The organism is Paenibacillus monticola (genome assembly GCF_009664975.1).
GTDB lineage: Bacteria > Bacillota > Bacilli > Paenibacillales > Paenibacillaceae > Paenibacillus_AQ > Paenibacillus_AQ monticola.
Map to the genome: position 1 here is coordinate 43,146 of NZ_WJXB01000022.1, position 18,813 is coordinate 61,958.

18 protein-coding genes are annotated in these 18,813 nt (G+C 47.2%); all 18 read left to right on the forward strand.

Annotation, left to right across the window (positions count from 1 at the left end):
• Positions 1-51 precede the first annotated feature (51 nt).
• The 18 genes from ftsH to lysS all read left to right on the forward strand — a co-directional run bounded on the left by ftsH (position 52) and on the right by lysS (position 18,600).
• On the forward strand, positions 52-2,106 hold the full coding sequence (ftsH, locus tag GJB61_RS30190; RefSeq protein ID WP_154122720.1) for an ATP-dependent zinc metalloprotease FtsH: 2,055 nt from the start codon (positions 52-54) through the stop codon (positions 2,104-2,106).
• A 271-nt stretch (positions 2,107-2,377) separates the two neighbouring features.
• Positions 2,378-3,316: a quinolinate synthase NadA gene (gene nadA, locus GJB61_RS30195; protein ID WP_338116200.1), complete on the forward strand. Its 939-nt coding sequence runs from the start codon at positions 2,378-2,380 to the stop codon at positions 3,314-3,316.
• 39 nt (positions 3,317-3,355) lie between these two features.
• A complete protein-coding gene (gene nadB / locus GJB61_RS30200; protein ID WP_154122721.1) occupies positions 3,356-4,972 on the forward strand; it encodes an L-aspartate oxidase in 1,617 nt (538 codons plus the stop codon).
• Complete coding sequence (gene nadC, locus GJB61_RS30205; protein ID WP_154122722.1) at positions 4,962-5,837, forward strand: carboxylating nicotinate-nucleotide diphosphorylase; 876 nt, start codon at positions 4,962-4,964, stop codon at positions 5,835-5,837. Before nadB ends, nadC begins: the two co-directional genes overlap by 11 nt.
• A complete protein-coding gene (locus GJB61_RS30210; RefSeq protein WP_154122723.1) occupies positions 5,834-6,601 on the forward strand; it encodes a type III pantothenate kinase in 768 nt (255 codons plus the stop codon). The genes nadC and GJB61_RS30210 overlap by 4 nt, the downstream gene beginning before the upstream one ends.
• A gap of 43 nt (positions 6,602-6,644) precedes the next feature.
• A complete protein-coding gene (hslO, locus tag GJB61_RS30215) occupies positions 6,645-7,529 on the forward strand; it encodes an Hsp33 family molecular chaperone HslO (RefSeq protein WP_154122724.1) in 885 nt (294 codons plus the stop codon).
• Between the two features lie 9 nt (positions 7,530-7,538).
• Positions 7,539-8,483, forward strand: coding sequence for a foldase protein PrsA (locus GJB61_RS30220; protein WP_154122725.1), 945 nt, complete (start codon positions 7,539-7,541; stop codon positions 8,481-8,483).
• Positions 8,484-8,724: 241 nt separating this feature from the next.
• A complete protein-coding gene (cysK, locus tag GJB61_RS30225) occupies positions 8,725-9,663 on the forward strand; it encodes a cysteine synthase A (RefSeq protein ID WP_154122726.1) in 939 nt (312 codons plus the stop codon).
• A gap of 344 nt (positions 9,664-10,007) precedes the next feature.
• Positions 10,008-11,591 carry an anthranilate synthase component I family protein gene (locus GJB61_RS30230; RefSeq protein WP_154122727.1) on the forward strand — a complete coding sequence of 528 codons (1,584 nt, stop codon included), beginning with the start codon at positions 10,008-10,010 and terminating at the stop codon, positions 11,589-11,591.
• A 4-nt stretch (positions 11,592-11,595) separates the two neighbouring features.
• Positions 11,596-12,177, forward strand: coding sequence for an aminodeoxychorismate/anthranilate synthase component II (gene pabA, locus GJB61_RS30235; RefSeq protein ID WP_154122728.1), 582 nt, complete (start codon positions 11,596-11,598; stop codon positions 12,175-12,177).
• Positions 12,174-13,055, forward strand: a complete 882-nt coding sequence (pabC, locus tag GJB61_RS30240; RefSeq protein WP_154122729.1) for an aminodeoxychorismate lyase — start codon at positions 12,174-12,176, stop codon at positions 13,053-13,055. Before pabA ends, pabC begins: the two co-directional genes overlap by 4 nt.
• Positions 13,052-13,906, forward strand: a complete 855-nt coding sequence (folP, locus tag GJB61_RS30245; protein ID WP_154122730.1) for a dihydropteroate synthase — start codon at positions 13,052-13,054, stop codon at positions 13,904-13,906. The genes pabC and folP overlap by 4 nt, the downstream gene beginning before the upstream one ends.
• Before the next feature lie 33 nt (positions 13,907-13,939).
• Positions 13,940-14,302, forward strand: a complete 363-nt coding sequence (gene folB, locus GJB61_RS30250; protein ID WP_154122731.1) for a dihydroneopterin aldolase — start codon at positions 13,940-13,942, stop codon at positions 14,300-14,302.
• A gap of 10 nt (positions 14,303-14,312) precedes the next feature.
• Positions 14,313-14,861 (forward strand): 2-amino-4-hydroxy-6-hydroxymethyldihydropteridine diphosphokinase, encoded by a 549-nt coding sequence (gene folK, locus GJB61_RS30255; protein WP_154122732.1) that lies wholly within the window; start codon positions 14,313-14,315, stop codon positions 14,859-14,861.
• Positions 14,828-15,022 (forward strand): helix-turn-helix domain-containing protein, encoded by a 195-nt coding sequence (locus tag GJB61_RS30260; RefSeq protein ID WP_154122733.1) that lies wholly within the window; start codon positions 14,828-14,830, stop codon positions 15,020-15,022. Before folK ends, GJB61_RS30260 begins: the two co-directional genes overlap by 34 nt.
• A gap of 30 nt (positions 15,023-15,052) precedes the next feature.
• Entirely contained in the window at positions 15,053-16,072 is a 1,020-nt protein-coding gene (gene dusB / locus GJB61_RS30265; RefSeq protein WP_154122734.1) for a tRNA dihydrouridine synthase DusB, read from the forward strand.
• A gap of 201 nt (positions 16,073-16,273) precedes the next feature.
• Positions 16,274-16,750, forward strand: coding sequence for a transcription elongation factor GreA (greA, locus tag GJB61_RS30270; protein WP_154122735.1), 477 nt, complete (start codon positions 16,274-16,276; stop codon positions 16,748-16,750).
• 329 nt (positions 16,751-17,079) lie between these two features.
• A complete protein-coding gene (lysS, locus tag GJB61_RS30275; protein WP_338116201.1) occupies positions 17,080-18,600 on the forward strand; it encodes a lysine--tRNA ligase in 1,521 nt (506 codons plus the stop codon).
• The last annotated feature ends 213 nt before the right edge of the window (positions 18,601-18,813 follow it).

Genomic DNA, 18,813 nt, shown 5'->3' on the forward strand with positions numbered 1-18,813 from the left:
TCCTAACAGGCTATGGTACAATAACTTAAGTGTTGTGAGAGGAGGTAGGGGATGAATCGGTTCATCCGGAATTCCGGTTTTTATTTGATTTTATTTTTAGTCGTGGTGGGCATTGTCCAGTTTGTAAGTAATGGTAATGAAGCCGCCGATTTCCCTAGATACGACGAGTTGCGGCAGGAGCTTAAGAAGGACAATGTGAAGACTTTGACAGTTCAGTTTGAAGGTAACGCTTTTGCGGTTACAGGCGAATATAAAGAATTGCCGACTGATGCTAAATCGAAAAGCTTCTCCACATATGTTCCTCCTACAGACAAAGCCCTTAATGAGCTGGTTGATGCCAGTGATGCTAACGGCGTGGAGTTTACACAGAAGAAGATGCAAGGCGACAGCATTTGGCTGACGTTCCTTTCATCCATCATTCCGCTGGTTATTATGTTCATCCTGTTCTTCTTCCTGTTTAATCAGGCACAGGGTGGCGGCGGTAAAGTTATGAATTTCGGCAAGAGCAAGGCTCGGTTATATAATGAAGAGAAGAAGAAAATCAGTTTTGAGGATGTTGCAGGAGCAGACGAAGAGAAGCAAGAGCTTGTCGAAGTGGTAGAATTCCTGAAAGATCCGCGTAAATTCGCTGCTGTAGGTGCTCGTATACCTAAGGGCGTATTGCTTGTAGGCCCTCCAGGTACCGGTAAAACATTGCTGGCTCGTGCGGTCGCAGGTGAGGCTGGCGTTCCTTTCTTCAGCATCTCTGGTTCCGATTTTGTAGAAATGTTCGTCGGTGTCGGTGCTTCTCGTGTACGTGATTTGTTCGAGAATGCCAAGAAGAATGCCCCTTGTATCATTTTTATTGATGAGATTGATGCAGTCGGTCGTCAACGTGGTGCCGGACTTGGTGGCGGACATGATGAACGCGAGCAGACACTGAACCAATTGCTTGTTGAGATGGATGGTTTTGGTGGCAACGAGGGTATTATTATTGTAGCTGCTACCAACCGTGCTGATATTCTTGACCCCGCCTTGCTTCGTCCAGGACGTTTTGACCGTCAGATTACGGTTGACCGTCCTGATGTGAAAGGCCGCGAAGCTGTACTGCAAGTTCATTCCCGTAATAAACCGCTGACTAAAGATGTACGTCTTGACGTTGTCGCCAAGCGTACGACTGGCTTCACCGGTGCAGATTTGGAGAATTTGCTCAACGAAGCGGCTTTGCTTGCTGCACGCCGCAACCGCAAGGACATTTCCATGAAAGAAGTGGACGAAGCGATTGACCGTGTTATCGTAGGTACTGAGAAACGCAGTCGTGTTATCAGTGACCGTGAGAAACGCATCGTGGCCTACCACGAAGCAGGCCATACTATCGCGGGCTATTTCTTGGAACATGCTGATATGGTGCATAAAGTAACAATCATCCCACGTGGACGCGCAGGTGGATATGTCATTATGCTTCCTAAGGAAGACCGGATGATCGTTACTAAGCAAGAGTTGCTTGATAAGGTTACCGGATTGCTTGGTGGACGTGTTGCTGAGGAATTATTTATTGGCGAAATCGGCACAGGCGCTTATAGTGACTTCCAGCAGGCTACGCGTATCGTGCGTGCCATGATTATGGAATACGGTATGAGTGAGAAACTTGGACCTATGCAGTTCGGCACGTCCCAAGGTCAGGTATTCCTCGGCCGCGATATTGGGCATGAGCAGAACTACAGTGACTCCATTGCGTACGAGATTGATCAGGAAATGCAGAACTTCATTAGTGCAAGCTATGAACGTTGTAAAGAGCTCCTGACTAAACACTCCAAAGAAATGCATTTGATCGCGAATACTCTGCTTGAGAAGGAAACGCTGGAACTTGATCAAATTTCACAGTTGATTGAACAAGGCTTCCTGAACGAGGATGGTAAACCAGAGGAAAGCGAGAACGTTACTCATGAAGTCGGAGAACCTATAATTGATTCTATCGGTGACGTGCGTGTGCGTATTCAAGGCAAATCTGATGATACCCAATCTTCATTGGGGGATTTGTCCAAGGAAATTCCGAATAAACCAGATTCCGAGCCTGAAAAAGGTCCAGATGATGGAAATAAAGACGGAGGCGGAAGCCTCGTCTAATATGCCTATCAATTAAATGATGACAACTTATCCGGAGAACGCAACTGTTCTCCGGATTTTTGTATCTTTCAACCCCCCATAAGGCCGTTAGGTCCTTGCCTGGTTACATTGACAGAGGCTGGAACGTTGTGTACATTAATGATTAATATATTAATTAATATATTACTAAGATTTGCGAACCTGCATATTCGTTGTTCGACGTGGGGACTTTTGTAACTTTATCTGAATGCGCCGGCGTAAAGCCGCGAAGACATAAGGGGGAGAACTATCAGTGGAAGCTCTGGCGCTGGAGCGCAAGCAGGAACAGAATCGTGAACTTCGTATACGTCTCGAAGAGCTTAAAAAGGAACGGAATGCAATCATCTTGGCTCATTATTATCAACGTGATGAAATTCAGGAGGTCGCAGATTTCCGGGGTGACTCTTTTTTACTGGCTCAGAAGGCAGCAGAGACCGATGCTGATGTTATTGTATTCTGCGGTGTTCATTTTATGGGAGAAAGCGCCAAGATATTGGCACCCAACAAAATCGTACTCATTCCTGATGAACGTGCCGGCTGCCCGATGGCCGATATGGTTAATGTAGATGGTTTGCGTAAGCTGAAAGCTCAACATCCCAATGCTAAGGTTGTTACTTATATCAACTCGTCTGCGGAAATTAAAGCAGAGACCGACATATGTTGTACCTCTGCCAATGCCGTGAGAGTGATAGAATCGCTGGATGCTGAAGAAATCATCTGGGTACCCGATAAAAACTTAGGCCAATACGTACAGGATCAGACTGGCAAGAAAATGATTATCTGGGAAGGCTACTGCAATACCCATGACATGCTTACGGTTAAAGATGTTGTGGAAATGAGAGCGAAATACCCAGAGGCTGAATTTGTCGTTCATCCGGAGTGTCGTCCCGAGGTTGTGGCAATGGGTGATTTTGTAGGAAGCACCACAGCCATTCTTGAATATTGCCGGAAATCCAATCGCCGCCAGTTTATTGTCGGAACAGAGGACGGTACCGGATATCAGCTACGTTTGGATAGTCCAGACAAGGAATTTCATTTTGCTACGAAGTTTCTCGTATGCCCTAATATGAAAGTTAATAATTTAAAAAAACTGGTGAAATGCCTGGAGACGATGAAGCCGCAAATTTACGTTCCGCCCGCTGTCGCCGACAAAGCCAGAACCTCCCTAGAGCGCATGCTACAAGTCCGGTAGCATGCGCTACTCTTTCGTTGAAACAGGTGAAAAGCGGTCATGATTCCACAATATTTGATTGATTTCGACCTCCGAGATATTCCAACCGTAAAGACGGATTGTATTGTTATCGGTTCAGGTATCGCCGGGTTATTTACAGCTATAAAAGCCAGTGAAGATCGGCATGTCATTATGATAACCAAAAAATCGTTGATGGAGAGCAATACTCGCTATGCACAAGGCGGTATTGCCGCAGTTATTGCTGAGGATGATTCCCCGGCGTACCACAGACAAGATACACTGATGGCAGGCGCAGGCCTATGTTCTTCGTCTGCTGTTGATGCATTGGTTAACGAAGGTCCAGAAGGTGTACATGAGTTAATCCGGTTGGGAACGTTGTTCGACAAGGAAGACGGTGTGCTTGCTTTAACTCAAGAAGCAGCGCACAGTCACCGGCGTATTTTGCATGCTAACGGGGATGCTACAGGGTATGAAATTGTGCGAGCATTGGTAGAACAGGTGGCTGAGCATAAGAATATTGAGGTGTGGGACGATCATTATGTGATTGATCTTATTACGGAGGACGGCGAATGTGTGGGTGCCTTGCTGCAACGGCCAGGTGGCGGACGCTTATTTCTTCAGGGGGATGCAACCATATTATGCTCCGGAGGAGCAGGACAGCTGTATCGTTATACCACGAATCCTGAAGTAGCGACCGGAGATGGTGTGGCTATCGCTTACCGGGCCGGAGCACATATTCGGGATATGGAATTTATTCAGTTTCATCCGACAGCGTTAAGCTATCCTGGGGCGCCGCGTTTTTTAATTTCGGAAGCTGTGCGTGGTGAAGGTGCTGTGCTGCGTAATATTAAAGGAGAGCAGTTTATGGATCGTTATCATGAACTGCTGGAACTTGCGCCGCGTGATATCGTGGCCCGGGCGATTGTGAGTGAGATGGAGCTTACCAAGTCGACTTTTGTATACTTGGATATTACACATGAATCAGCCGAGATGGTGAAGCACCGTTTTCCAACGATTTATGAGACCTGTATGAGTTATGGATTGGATATTACGAGTGATTGGATCCCGGTGGCTCCTGCTGCGCATTATATGATGGGGGGCATTAAGACCGATCTGAATGGGGAAAGCAGTATCTCCCGTCTATTTGCTTGCGGTGAAGTATCCTCTACCGGGCTGCACGGAGCCAATCGTTTGGCGAGTAATTCACTGTCTGAGGCGCTTGTATTTGGGCGCCGAATTATTGAACGGATTCATGAGCTTCCGCCGTTGGGGCGCGACGTGGTCTCTGGGGGTAGCCAGGAGGGCCGTGTTGAGACGCCAACACAAGCTATTGTGGAACGACGTTTGAAGCTGCAGAAGGTGATGGTTCGTTATGCTGGATTGCGGCGTAACGAAGAGATGCTGTCCAAGGGATTAGAGGAATTGAAACGGCAACTGCCGATTTTCGGATCCGTTCTGTCGAAGCGTGAGGAATACGAGTTTGCCAATATGTTGACTTGCTGTCTGCTGGTAACGGAGTCGGCACTGGCACGGGAGGAAAGCCGTGGGGCGCATTATCGTGAGGATTATCCTATGCGAAATGACGCACAGTGGCAGAAACACCTGCTCCAGATTCGCGAACTAGGAATAGTGGAGGAATTAAGTGATGATGTTTAATGGATATAACGAAGAGCTGGTACAATCCATCAAGGGTTGGTTGAGTGAGGATGTAGGTTCCGGGGATGTAACGACCCGTACAACAATAGCGGTTGGCCATGAATCTAAAGGTATTATACATGCCAAAGAGGATGGTGTAATCTGCGGTATTCCTGTAGCGGAGCTGGTTTTTGAGATTGTTGATTCTTCATTAACCTTTACGGTTCTTGTAGAGGAAGGCCAGACTGTAACAAAAGGTACAGTAATCGCGGAGGTTGAAGGCAGCACTCACGCGATCCTGACTGGAGAGCGGCTTGCACTTAACCTGATGCAGCGTCTTTCCGGTGTGGCGACACGGACGGCTTCTTTCGTGCAGGCTCTGGATGGACTGACGACACGTCTTGTGGATACTCGTAAGACTACGCCAGGCCATCGGATGCTGGAGAAATATGCTGTTCGGATTGGTGGCGGTGCAAATCATCGCTTTGGTTTGTATGATGCAGTGATGATTAAAGACAATCATATTAAAGGGGCCGGTGGTATCCGTCAGGCAGTGGGACGTGCCCGAGCCAATATTCCACATACAATGACCATTGAAGTGGAGACGGAAAGCCTGGAACAAGTTGAAGAGGCATTAGCAGCAGGAGCCGATATTATCATGCTAGATAATATGTCCACGGATATGATGAAAAAAGCAGTCGGTATCATCAAGTCCAAGGCACCGCATATCAAGACAGAAGCTTCGGGTAATGTCACTTTGGAGAGCGTGCGTGGAATAGCTGAATCGGGTGTTGATGTTATTTCTGTGGGCCGCCTTACTTACTCCTTCTCCAGTCTGGATATCAGTCTGGACCTTAATGCCAAGAAGGAGGGTCCTCTCTCATGATGCTTGCCATTGATATCGGCAATACCAATATTGTTCTTGGTGTATATAGAAAGCGTGAGCTATTGCACCACTTCCGGCTTAGCACGGCACGTCAATCTACCGTGGATGAGTACGGTGTATTAATTCACAATCTGTTTCATATGGCAGATTTATCTTTTAAGGATGTGGAAGGGGTAATTATTTCCTCTGTAGTTCCACCGCTAGTGCAGACCATCGTTGATATGTGTGTGAAATATATTGGCAGAGAGCCATTGCTTGTGGGGCCTGGGATCAAAACTGGGCTTAATCTGCGCTATGAGAACCCGCGTGAAGTAGGTGCAGACCGCATTGTTAACGCTGTTGCTGCTATAGAGCAATATAAGTGTCCGCTTGTTGTTGTTGATTTTGGTACTGCGACGACCTTCGACTGCATTGATGCAGGTGCTAATTACCTTGGCGGGGCTATTGTTCCCGGGTTGGGAATTTCTACAGAGGCTTTGTATCAACGGGCCTCGAAACTGCCGCGGATTGAATTAGAGAAGCCCAAGAAGGTTATTGGTCGCAACACGGTGCATGCCATGCAGGCAGGTATTATTTTTGGCTATGCCGGTCAGGTTGAGGGTATTGTAAGGCGTATTAAGATCGAAATGAACGCGCCTGTGCTAAAAGTAATCGCCACGGGCGGCCTTGCACCGCTAATTGCGGGTGAGACAGATTGTATCGACGAAGTGAATCCGCTGCTTACCCTGGAAGGGCTACGCATTATTTATGACCGTAACAAATAAAGATAAAGAGAATTATGAGCATAGATAGGAGGAGCATATACCCATGGAGAATAAGAATGATCGGCTAATTCGCGGAACTGCGCTGAAGGGTAAAGTTAGAGCCTTTGTTGTTCGCACAACAGAATTGGTCGATGAATTACGGCGTCGGCATGATACGTATCCCACGGCTACGGCCGCTCTGGGACGTACAGTTACTGCTGCGGCCATGATGGGGGCAATGCTCAAGGGCCAGGAAAAGCTGAACATCATAGTCAAGGGTGATGGACCGATCGGACAAATTTTTGCGGAGTCCAACGCTTTAGGAGAAGTAAGGGGTTACGTACATCATCCCCATGTTCATTTACCAAGCAACAGCTTGGGTAAGCTGGATGTCGCCGGCGCAGTGGGAACGGATGGGTTCATTGATGTTATTAAGGATTTAGGGATGAAGGAGCCATACCGCGGTAGTGTGCCGATTATATCCGGTGAAATTGGGGATGATCTTACTTATTATTTTGCTGTTTCGGAGCAGACCCCGGCCGCAGTGGGTCTCGGAGTGTTAGTGGACACGGATAATTCAGTGATTGTTGCTGGAGGCTTTATCGTTCAGCTTCTACCCGAACTTACGGATGCTGAGATTACGGACATTGAAAAGGCTATAGCGGCCATGCCTTCCGTCACCGCCCTATTGGATCAGGGGCTAGAGCTGGAGGATATGTTGCGGTTGCTTTTGCCGGATGCGGTTGTATTAGAAGAACTGGATATCAATTTTGCTTGTCAATGTTCACACGAACGAGTGGAGCAAACACTGATCAGTCTGGGCCAGATTGAACTGGAGCGATTGATTGAAGAAGATGAAGCGGTCGAGGTTGTATGCCATTTTTGCAATGAGGCTTATGTATTTAATAAGGACGAATTACAGGTTATCCTGGAACAAGCGAAATCGTAGGGCCATGCGATGATGACAAGACAGGAACGCGCGCTGCGCAATGCCGTTATTATACTTGCGGTTGCAACACTAATCCTTGGGGGCTTTTTATTCTGGAGCCTTCGTGCCATGGCTATTCTTAAGGGAGATATAACAGACGCAGAATCCTCGGATATTGCCATTGCAGGAGGACAGCCAGTAACTGATCAGCAATGGATGGATGAGCTTAAAAAAAAGCATGGCGAAGAAATACTGCTGGGGATGCTTAACCATATCGTAGTCAACAAGGAAGCCAAAGCGCTGAACATTAACGTTACGGACGATGACGTACAGCAGGAGCTGAAGCACGCCATGGAAGGGTATGGTTCAGAAGCACAGTATTATGAGCAAATGCAGTCTGAGCTTGGTTTGTCCCGTCAGGACATACTTGATGAGACTGTATATCGATTGACTCTTCAGGCTATAGCTACAGTCGGCATCACGATTAGCGAGAGGGATATTGATGATTATTTAAAGCAGAATGCAGATCGCTTTCGTCCAAAAAAGGAAATGCAGCTCTCTATGATTAAGGTTTCCACTTATGAAGAGGCACAGAAGGTCATGGACCGGCTAGAGCAAGGAGGGGATTTTGCCGCTTTGGCTAAAGAAGTCTCAATCGATGAAGAAAGCCGCCCACGTGGGGGCAGTCTGGGAACCGTGGAGGAAGATGATCCATTTTGGCCGGAGGAAATGCTTAAGACAGCTGCTGGATTAGATGTAGGGGATATAGCAGGTCCTCTGCAGACTGGAGATAACTTCGCTGTCATCCGTCTGGAGAATATGAATGCTCCTAAAGTGCCCGATCAGAAGGAAGTTCGGGCATTGGTACGTCAAGAGCTGACTCTGGAGCAAGCAGCTCCTTTACAGCAGGTAGAAAGTGATTTGCGCGCCAAATACGATACATCAATATATATTGACAACAGCCTTCAAGATTGATAATATGAGATTAAATGTAAAACCTACTGTTTTAGTCGGAAATAACTAACGGCGGACGATAATTTAACCGCCGAACAGCGTTATAACTTGGCCGCTGCGGCGTTGAATATCCCGGTGAAGATCTGTCGTCCCCATAAGATGATAAGCTGCTGTCTCATCCACACCTGGACTCATATGCTAAAGACTTCTGTCACAAGTTACGCATTCCTATCTGTTTATTATTTCAAGGAGGTTTTTGCTCATGGCTAAAGTCGTCAACAATATTACTGATCTAATCGGTGGGACTCCGCTCGTCCGTTTGAACCGTGTTGTGCCGGAAGGTTACGCAGATATCTATTTGAAGCTGGAATACCAGAACCCAGGCTCAAGTGTAAAAGACCGCATTGCTATAAGCATCGTGGAAGAGGCTGAGAAAGATGGTCTTTTGAAGCCCGGCGGAACAATTGTAGAAGCAACTAGCGGCAATACAGGTATTGGTCTTGCTCTCGTAGCTGCAGCAAAGGGCTATAAGGCGGTTATTGTAATGCCAGAAACCATGAGTTTGGAGCGTCGTAACCTGCTGCGAGCCTATGGAGCGGAACTGGTGTTGACACCAGGATCAGAAGGTATGAATGGTGCAGTTAAGAAAGCAGAACAAATTCTAAGCGAGAACCCGGAATATTTCCTCGCTGAACAATTTAAGAATAAAGCAAACGTGAAAATTCACCGCGAAACAACTGGACCTGAGATCGTAGAAGCAATTGAGTCTATAGGCGGACCGTTGGATGCTTTTATTGCTGGTATCGGTACAGGCGGCACGATTACTGGTGCTGGTGAAGTTCTGAAAGCTCAATATCCAGATGTGAAGATCTATGCTGTAGAACCAGCTGCTTCACCAATCTTGGCAGGTGGCAAGCCAGGCCCACACAAGATTCAGGGTATTGGTGCTAACTTTATCCCAGACATTCTTAACCAGGATATTTATGATGAAATCATCCATGTTGAGAACGATGAAGCGTTTGAAACTGCACGTCGTGTAGCCAAAGAAGACGGTATCCTGACGGGTATTTCTTCAGGTGCAGCTGTATTCGCGGCGCTTAAGGTTGCCAAGGAACTGGGCGCAGGTAAAAAGGTTGTAGTTATAATCCCAAGTAACGGTGAACGTTACCTGAGCACACCGCTGTATAACTTTGAAGTATAATTGTTGAGATCATTTCATTCAGAGCAGAGCTTTCATTTCCACTCTTATAGTGGTGTTGAAGGCTCTTTTTTTGCCGTCCGGGCTTTTCAAAGAGGCCTTAAGTGCAGTATACTGACAGGCAATATACTATTGGTGACTCAAATGCCCACTAGGCGAGTTTTATTGCGAAGCGAATTCAAAGAAGTGTAAACTCCATAAAACTAAGCGGATGATTACGAAGAGAGTTTTATTGCGAAGCGAATTCAGGAAGTGTAAACTCCATAAAACGAAGCGAATGCTTACGAAGCGAGTTTTATTGCGAAGTGAATTCAAGGAAGTGTAAACTCCATAAAACTTGTAGGAGGATGGATTTGGAGATCATAACGGCATGGGATGATTGGGAGCAGTGGGCGACAGAAGACTGGAGCACACTCCCGCTAATTATAAAATCACCGCAGAGCACTGGTGGGCCACCCTTATCCTGGAAGACGGCTTGGGAAATATCCTCGCCATACTCTGTAGTATTAGAGAGTGGTAAGGGTGGGCGCTACACGTATTTAGGCCTAAGGCCCATATCTGTGTTGAAGGGCAAGGGAGGGAATGCCGAGCACTTTAATCCTTATCTTGAAGCTACAAATGCTATGTACGAAGCAACAATGCTGCAAGGACAACCACTAGATCTGCTGCAGCATTGGATGTCAGGATTTACCTCTCCGCGATTATTAAATCCTGAAATCCCTCCTTTCCTTGGCGGATGTATCGGTTTTCTTGGATATGATGTAGTCCGCTCTTTGGAGCATCTGCCCTCTCTTACACTAGATGATGCCGGCTTTCCTGACTATCTGTTCATAAGGTTAGAGGAGGTATGGATTTATGATCATGAAGAGGACATGCTCTATTGTGCAGTGCATATGCCGATTCCAGCCGAGAGCTCTAATGAGAACTTAAAAAGCATCTATTTAAGTGCTATAGAGCAGACGAAGGAGATGCTGAAACATTGGCAGCTCATATCTTCAGCCCCGGGCCTGCAGGAAGACAGTGAAAAGGCTACTGAAGCTCATGCTGCTGCATCAGGAGAATGGCCGGGTATGACTTCGGCATTCTCCCGCGAACAGTTTCAGCAGGCGGTACTCGACGTTCAGGAATACATCCGCCAAGGCGATGTATTCCAGGTGAACCTGTCGCTGCGTCAGGAGGCGCAGCTGAAGTCATCGCCGGAGGATGTCTACGAATGGCTGCGCAAGCTCAACCCGTCCCCGTACATGGGGCTGCTGCGCTCTCCCGGCTTTGCGCTGTCCAGCGCTTCGCCCGAACTGCTTGTCAAGCTGCACGGGGACAACATAAGTGCCCGGCCCATCGCTGGGACCCGGCGCCGGGGAATGACTCTCGCGGAGGATGCCGCCATGGAGGCGGAGCTGCGCGGGAGCGACAAAGAGATCGCCGAGCATATCATGCTTGTCGATCTGGAGCGCAACGACATCGGACGTGTCGCTGCATACGGTTCTGTCAGCGTGCCGGAGCTAATGACCGTAGAGCGCTATTCTCATGTGATGCATCTCGTATCACAGGTAGAGGGCCGGATTGCGCCTGGTAAGGATGCTTATGATGTGATGGCGGCCTTATTTCCGGGGGGGACGATTACCGGCGCGCCCAAGGTAAGGACGATGGAGATCATTGAGGAGCTGGAACCCGTTCGGCGCGGACCCTATACGGGATCTATGGGTTGGATTGACTATAACGGCAATATGGAATTAAATATCATTATACGAACACTGGCGGTGAAGGATGGGATTGGTTATATCCAGACAGGCGCGGGTATAGTGATCGATTCGGATCCATACCGCGAGTACCGTGAATGCCATAATAAAGCCAAAGCGGTAGTAAAGGCAGTTCTCTGCAGTGAAAGCCAGCAGGAATCCCGAATACCGACGGCGCCGAAGGGGGAGTAATACCATGATTTTAGTCATTGATAACTATGATTCCTTTACGTATAACCTGGTACAGTATTTAGGTGAACTTGGTCAAGAGGTTAAGGTATACCGTAACGATGAGATCAGTATAGAGGAGATTGAACAGCTGGCACCAGACCATATATTAATTTCTCCAGGACCCTGTACGCCTAATGAAGCAGGGATCAGTCTGGAATTGCTGCATCACTTCAAAGGCATCATTCCGATATTCGGAGTATGTCTTGGACACCAGGCCATTGGCCAGGCCTTTGGCGGCAATGTTATTCGTGCCGAGCGTTTAATGCATGGCAAGACTTCATCTATTCATCACAACGGTACATCTGTATTTGAAGGGTTGGAGTCTCCATTTACGGCAACCAGATACCACTCTTTGATCGTTGAGCGTGAGAGCTTGCCAGATTGTCTCGAGATTACTGCAGAAACCGCAGAAGGTGAGATTATGGCGCTACGCCATAAAGAGTACCCAATTGAAGGCGTACAGTTTCACCCGGAGTCCATTATTACAGAGCATGGTCGTACGATACTGAGCAATTTTCTGAAACGGAGAGCTGGGGAACCAGCATGAATTATATAGGTCTCAATAATGGCGTGATTGACGCCAAGGATGCCAAGGTTTCTGCCATGGATCACGGTTTTTTGTACGGCATAGGTTTATTCGAGACTTTTCGCACCTATGGAGGAGTCCCGTTCCTACTGGAGCGACATTTGGACAGGTTGGCAGAGGGCTGCAGGCAACTGGGTATACCGTTCGAGCTGGATTCCGCAGGTCTGCAAGACTGGATGAAGCGAGTTATGGACAAGAATGATTTGAAGGAAGCATATATACGGTACACAGTAACGGCTGGTGAAGATATTCTTGGACTGCCAGCAGGTGATTACCATCAACCCAATCATTTGCTCTATATCAAAGAGCTACCGCATTTTTCGGATGAGCTTTATAGTCACGGCAAAGAATTGCAGCTGTTATCTTTGCGGCGTAATACACCGGAGGGTCCGGTGCGTTTCAAGTCATTGCACTATATGAACAATATTCTGGCCAAACGTGAGCTTTCCAGTTATGCATCCGCGGCTAATGGAGCGGAGGGACTTATGCTGAACGCGCAAGAGATGATAGCCGAGGGGATCGTCAGCAACATCTTTTTTGTGAAGAATGGTTCACTCTACACACCGGATATAGCTACCGGAATTCTGCCCGGAATTACCCGGGAAATGGTAATGGAGCTAGCCCTCGCAACAGGACTCCAAGTAGAAGAAGGATTGTATGACTGGGAGCAGCTGAAGGCAGCCGATGAAGTATTTCTGACGAATTCCATACAGGAAATTGTTCCTGTTACTGCGCTGTGGCAACAAGCTGAGCGATTCCTAGTAGGCAAAGGCAGCTGCGGAAGCTTTACAAAGAAATTAATGACTCTATATAGAGAAAGGACGGAACTACAACTTTGAGACCGGTTATATATAAGCGGACGTACCGCTGCGGAAATACACAGTTGGAGCTAGGAGCGCGTACGTTAGTTATGGGTATCCTCAATGTAACGCCGGATTCTTTTTCGGATGGAGGCTTGTGGGCTGATCCTGACAGAGCGGTGGAGCATGCGCTGCGCATGGCTGCAGAGGGGGCAGACATCATTGACATAGGTGGTGAATCTACACGACCCGGTCATGAGCCGGTAGGGGTGCAAGAGGAGTTGTCCCGTATTCTGCCTGTCATAGAGAGCATTCATCGTGCCGCGCCTCATCTTCCGCTGTCAGTGGATACTTACAAAGCAGAAGTAGCGCGTCAGGCCATAGCCGCAGGGGCGCATATCATCAATGATGTGTGGGGCTGTAAAGCTGATCCGGAAATGGCGAATATAGCTGCGCAGGCGGATTGCCCAATTATTTTGATGCACAATCGCCATGATCGAAACTATACTGACCTAATCTCGGATATGTCTAACGATCTGCTCGAAAGTGTAAATCTTGCATTAGCCGCAGGCGTTAAACCAAGCAACATCATACTGGACCCGGGCATAGGGTTTGCCAAGGACTATCATGAGAACCTTAGAGCCATGATGTCTCTGGACATCTTAACGGAGTTGGGCTATCCGCTGCTACTGGCTACGTCTCGCAAAAAATTCATCCGCACCGCGCTGGATCTGCCGTCGGACGATGTTGTCGAAGGAACGGCTGCTACAGTAGCGTTTGGCATAGCCCAGGGTTGTCAGATTGTGCGGGTGCACGATGTGTCGCTAATTAAGCGTACCGTCCTAATGTGTGATGCCATGTTATATGCCAATCCAATTACAGCAGATTAATGAAGACTATCACACAATAAAGGCGGTTATCCTATGGACAAAATGACATTGCACCGGATGGAATACTACGGGTTTCATGGTGTTTTTGAAGAAGAACGTAAGCTGGGCCAACGCTATTACATTGATTTGGAGCTGGAGCTTGATTTGCAGGGAGCTGGCCTCAACGATGATTTGGAGCAAACCGTGAATTACGCAGAAGTGCATGGGCTTGTTAAAGATATTGTCGAAAAAAAATCCTTTAAACTGATCGAGGCTTTGGGAGAATATATTGCAACCTCTGTACTGGACACTTATACTATTATCAATGCAGTAACGGTCAAAGTGACCAAGCCACATCCGCCGTTCGACATTCATTTTCAGGGAGTGACTGTAGAGCTACGCAGAACGAGAAAGTGAGAACCCATCCATGAATATACATTCCACCTCTGAGGAATCAGAGGCTTATATTGCTTTAGGGGCCAATTTGGGCGACCGTGAAGGAACCCTGAAGGAAGCTTTGCACAGGTTGGATAATCACGATGAAATTAAGGTTATCCGCTGCTCGGGGGTATACGAGACAGAACCAGTCGGTTATTTGGATCAGCCGCAGTTTCTGAATATGGCGGCCGCATTGCGCACAACACTGGCACCAGATGCCTTATTGGAAGTTATGTTAGAGATCGAAACACAGCTTGGTCGTACCCGGGATATCCGTTATGGACCAAGAACTGTAGATTTGGATTTGTTGTGGATAGAAGGATTAACCCTTGATACGCTGCATTTAACGCTGCCGCATCCACGGATGTTTGAGCGGGCCTTTGTACTTTTTCCACTCAGCGATATCGTACCACAGGATGAACACTTCGGACTCCGCAAGCTAGTTACAACAGCGCTCCAAGACATAGATGGGAAAGAAGGAATTCGACTGTGGACAACAAGCGTATGGGACGGCGAGTCAGGGCATTCCGTAAGCTAAAAGGCTTCACCCAACAGGAACTCGCAGATCGTACCGGAATTTCCTTAGCTGTGCTTGGTGCAGTTGAGAGGGGTAACAGACGGCTAGAAGATCAAATTTTAGATAAAATTGCGAATGTTCTCGAGGTAACGACCCAAGAGTTGGCGAATCCCTCCTCATAAGAACATGAAAGAGAATAAGGAAGTGATAAAATGCTAAAGATTGGCGACATTGAAATGAAGAATCAGGTTGTTCTGGCACCGATGGCTGGCGTATGCAATCCAGCGTTTCGCCTGATTGCTAAGGAATTTGGTACAGGATTGGTTTGTGCGGAAATGGTAAGTGATAAGGCTATTCTGCATGGAAATCCGCGCACGCGGGAAATGTTGTTTGTGGACGATCGGGAGAAACCGCTAAGTTTGCAGATTTTTGGCGGAGATCGAGAGTCATTAGTAGAAGCGGCGAAAGTAGTCGATAAAGAGACGAATGCAGATATTATCGACATTAATATGGGTTGTCCTGTGCCGAAAGTCACCAAATGTGATGCAGGAGCGCGTTGGCTGCTGAATCCTGAGAAAATATATGAAATGGTGTCTGCAGTTGTAGAAGCTGTTGATAAGCCCGTCACTGTAAAAATGCGTATTGGATGGGATAGCGAGCATATTTTTGTCGAGGAAAATGCACGTGCAGTTGAGCGTGCTGGGGGCAAAGCAGTCAGTGTACACGGTCGAACTCGGGAGCAGCTTTATACGGGGTATGCCGACTGGGACTATATTAGACTGGCTAAACAGGCCGTTTCGATTCCTGTTATCGGTAATGGTGATGTGAATACACCTGAAGATGCCCGGGCTATGCTGGATCAGACGGGCTGTGACGGCGTTATGATTGGGCGTGCGGCCCTCGGTAATCCGTGGATGTTATATCGGACGATACAGTATCTGCAGACCGGCGAGCTTATGCCTGAACCTGGACTTGAAGAGAAGATGAAGGTCGCGATTCTTCACATGGACCGTTTGATTGATCTTAAGGGTGAATACGTAGCCGTTCGCGAGATGCGGAAGCATTTAGCTTGGTATTTGAAGGGCTTAAAATCTGGGGCCCGTGTGAAGGACGTTATCATGGAAGGTACGAAGCGCGACGAAATGGTGAAGATTTTGCTGGATTTTGTCGAACAGATAAAGTATGACGAAGCACGCGGTGGGAGTTCTGAGGCGTCCCTTTCGGCGGTATAATCGTTATTTTCCGAACTTTAGTTGATTACACTGAACAATATATGGGGTATCATTGACATTTTGTAGCGGTTCCAATATAATTTCTCAGTATAAAATCGCCGTTACAGCAGGAGCAATGCAACATGGAGGGTTCTTATCCCCCCAGATTCGCATATAGTATGGTGTTTTCAATAATTGTATACGACAGGAGAATCGGTTGAGATGAGCGATAAAGAAGTCATCCTTACGCCGGGCGGGCTAAAACGTCTGGAAGAAGAACTGGAGATGCTTAAATCTGTGAAACGCCGCGAGGTGGCTGAACGGATTAAGGTGGCGATTGGCTACGGAGATATCAGTGAGAACTCGGAGTATGAAGACGCGAAGAACGAGCAGGCTTTTATTGAGGGACGCGTGATCACTCTGGAGAAGATGCTTCGCAACGCGCGCATCATCAATAGCGACGAAATCGTTACCGATGTAGTGAGTATCGGCGTTACCGTAAGTGTTGAGGATATGGAATATGGCGATGTTATGGAATATACGATTGTCGGCTCGGCCGAAGCGGATCCATTGAAGAATAAGATTTCTAACGAAAGTCCGGTAGGCAAAGCTATTATTGGTAAGAAAAAGGGCACCGTCGTAGACGTTAGTGTTCCTGCAGGCGTTATTCAATATAAAATTCTTGATATCAGAATGTAGTGTTTTTACTGACCTGAGCGTTTGTAAATTGACTTACTGCTTTATGTATACCCGTTTAGAGGTATAATCGGCTGTAGAGGAAACAGGTTTGGGAAAGCTTCCTTAGGGAAGCTTTTTTCAAAATATAAGAATTTATAGGTTTCACACGATAACTTATCCTTATATTTTTCGAAGAAACGGGTGCCGTCGATATAAAAGGATGGCTTAGTTTTTTTCTTGATATCATTAAGAAAATATGGGTGTAGAGAGGAACGGATGCGTCCCTAAAAGGGCAGCTAAGCCGTTTCTTCTTGTGTATATGACATACAGATTTAAAGGGGATGAAGAGTGTGACCGAAGAAATAAACAACGTGGACATTTCAGAGAATGAACTTAGTGAGCTGCTGCAAATCCGCCGTGCCAAATTGGACGAGCTGCGTGGATTGGGTATTGATCCATTCGGTAAAAAGTACGAGCGTACGGCTAACGCTGGAGATCTTATGTCCAAGTATGATGGGCAGACCAAAGAGGAACTGGACGAGCTAGCCGTTGAAGTCAGCATCGCTGGTCGTATCATGGCAAAACGCGGTATGGGTAAAGCCGGCTTCGCACAGTTGCAGGACCTTAGTGGCAAGATTCAAATTTACGTTCGTCAAGATGCTATTCCCGAAGAGCAATACGCTGCATTCCGCATTTTGGATCTCGGCGATATCATCGGAGTTCGCGGAGTTATATTCAAGACCAAAACAGGGGAGACCTCAATTAAAGTACACAACCTTGAAGTCTTGTCCAAATCATTGCTTCCACTCCCAGAGAAATACCACGGTCTTAAGGACGTGGAACTGCGCTATCGCCAGCGTTATGTTGATCTGATTATTAATCCGGAAGTACAGCAGACCTTTATTGCCCGCTCACGGATCATTCAAGCGATGCGCCGTTATCTGGATTCACTAGGATATCTCGAAGTCGAAACACCTACACTGCATTCCATTGCCGGCGGCGCCGCTGCACGTCCGTTCATTACGCACCATAATGCATTAGACATGCAGCTGTACATGCGAATTGCTATTGAGCTGCATCTCAAACGTCTTATTGTTGGCGGTTTGGAGAAAGTGTACGAAATCGGCCGAGTGTACCGCAACGAAGGAATGTCAACGCGTCATAATCCAGAGTTCACCATGATTGAACTGTATGAAGCTTATGCGGATTACAAGGACATCATGCATCTGACAGAGAGTATGATTGCTCATATTGCTCAAGAAGTGTTGGGAACTCAGAAATTGAACTACCAAGGTCAGGAAGTAGATCTGACACCAGGCTGGCGCCGTGTGACTATGGTCGATGCTGTCAAAGAAGTAACGGGTGTCGATTTCAGTGTGCAGATGACGGATGAGGAAGCCCAGGCTCTAGCTAAGGAACACCGTGTGCCAGTCGAGAAGCACATGTCTTTCGGACATATCCTTAACGCCTTCTTTGAGCAATTTGTAGAAGAAACGTTGATTCAGCCTACATTTGTGACAGGACATCCAGTTGAAATTTCACCACTTGCTAAAAAGAACGAACTGGATTCGCGCTTTACCGACCGTTTTGAGCTGTTTATTGTGGCGCGTGAGCACGCAAATGCCTTTAGTGAACTCAACGACCCGATCGACCAGCGTCAGCGTTTCGAGGCGCAAATTCAGGAAAAAGAGCAAGGCAACGATGAAGCACATGAGATGGATGAGGATTTCATCCGCGCTCTGGAATATGGTATGCCTCCTACAGGCGGGTTGGGTATCGGAGTTGACCGTCTGATTATGCTGCTTACTAATTCTGCATCAATTCGCGACGTATTGCTATTCCCGCATATGCGTAACCGTGCAGCTGAATAATTTGAGCTGATTCGTGGATAATACAACAACAGCAAGGGAAGCTGTTTGCAATGGCTTTCCTTGGCTAGAGTTGGATTGAATTACATTTCAAATAAAGCTTGCAATGGATCTCCAATCATGATATATTCTAAGTCCGGCCGAGAGACATCAACGCCGAGCACGAAAATGAAATAAAAAAAGTGCTTGCATTACACGAATGAATATGATATATTA

What these genes read in the sequence shown, in the direction of transcription:
- ftsH (WP_154122720.1), top strand. Translation starts at nt 52, where the DNA reads ATGAATCGGTTCATCCGGAATTCCGGTTTTTATTTGATTTTATTTTTA.
- nadB (WP_154122721.1), top strand. Translation starts at nt 3,356, where the DNA reads ATGATTCCACAATATTTGATTGATTTCGACCTCCGAGATATTCCAACC.
- nadC (WP_154122722.1), top strand. Translation starts at nt 4,962, where the DNA reads ATGATGTTTAATGGATATAACGAAGAGCTGGTACAATCCATCAAGGGT.
- GJB61_RS30210 (WP_154122723.1), top strand. Translation starts at nt 5,834, where the DNA reads ATGATGCTTGCCATTGATATCGGCAATACCAATATTGTTCTTGGTGTA.
- hslO (WP_154122724.1), top strand. Translation starts at nt 6,645, where the DNA reads ATGGAGAATAAGAATGATCGGCTAATTCGCGGAACTGCGCTGAAGGGT.
- GJB61_RS30220 (WP_154122725.1), top strand. Translation starts at nt 7,539, where the DNA reads ATGATGACAAGACAGGAACGCGCGCTGCGCAATGCCGTTATTATACTT.
- cysK (WP_154122726.1), top strand. Translation starts at nt 8,725, where the DNA reads ATGGCTAAAGTCGTCAACAATATTACTGATCTAATCGGTGGGACTCCG.
- GJB61_RS30230 (WP_154122727.1), top strand. Translation starts at nt 10,008, where the DNA reads ATGGATTTGGAGATCATAACGGCATGGGATGATTGGGAGCAGTGGGCG.
- pabA (WP_154122728.1), top strand. Translation starts at nt 11,596, where the DNA reads ATGATTTTAGTCATTGATAACTATGATTCCTTTACGTATAACCTGGTA.
- pabC (WP_154122729.1), top strand. Translation starts at nt 12,174, where the DNA reads ATGAATTATATAGGTCTCAATAATGGCGTGATTGACGCCAAGGATGCC.
- folB (WP_154122731.1), top strand. Translation starts at nt 13,940, where the DNA reads ATGGACAAAATGACATTGCACCGGATGGAATACTACGGGTTTCATGGT.
- folK (WP_154122732.1), top strand. Translation starts at nt 14,313, where the DNA reads ATGAATATACATTCCACCTCTGAGGAATCAGAGGCTTATATTGCTTTA.
- GJB61_RS30260 (WP_154122733.1), top strand. Translation starts at nt 14,828, where the DNA reads ATGGGACGGCGAGTCAGGGCATTCCGTAAGCTAAAAGGCTTCACCCAA.
- dusB (WP_154122734.1), top strand. Translation starts at nt 15,053, where the DNA reads ATGCTAAAGATTGGCGACATTGAAATGAAGAATCAGGTTGTTCTGGCA.
- greA (WP_154122735.1), top strand. Translation starts at nt 16,274, where the DNA reads ATGAGCGATAAAGAAGTCATCCTTACGCCGGGCGGGCTAAAACGTCTG.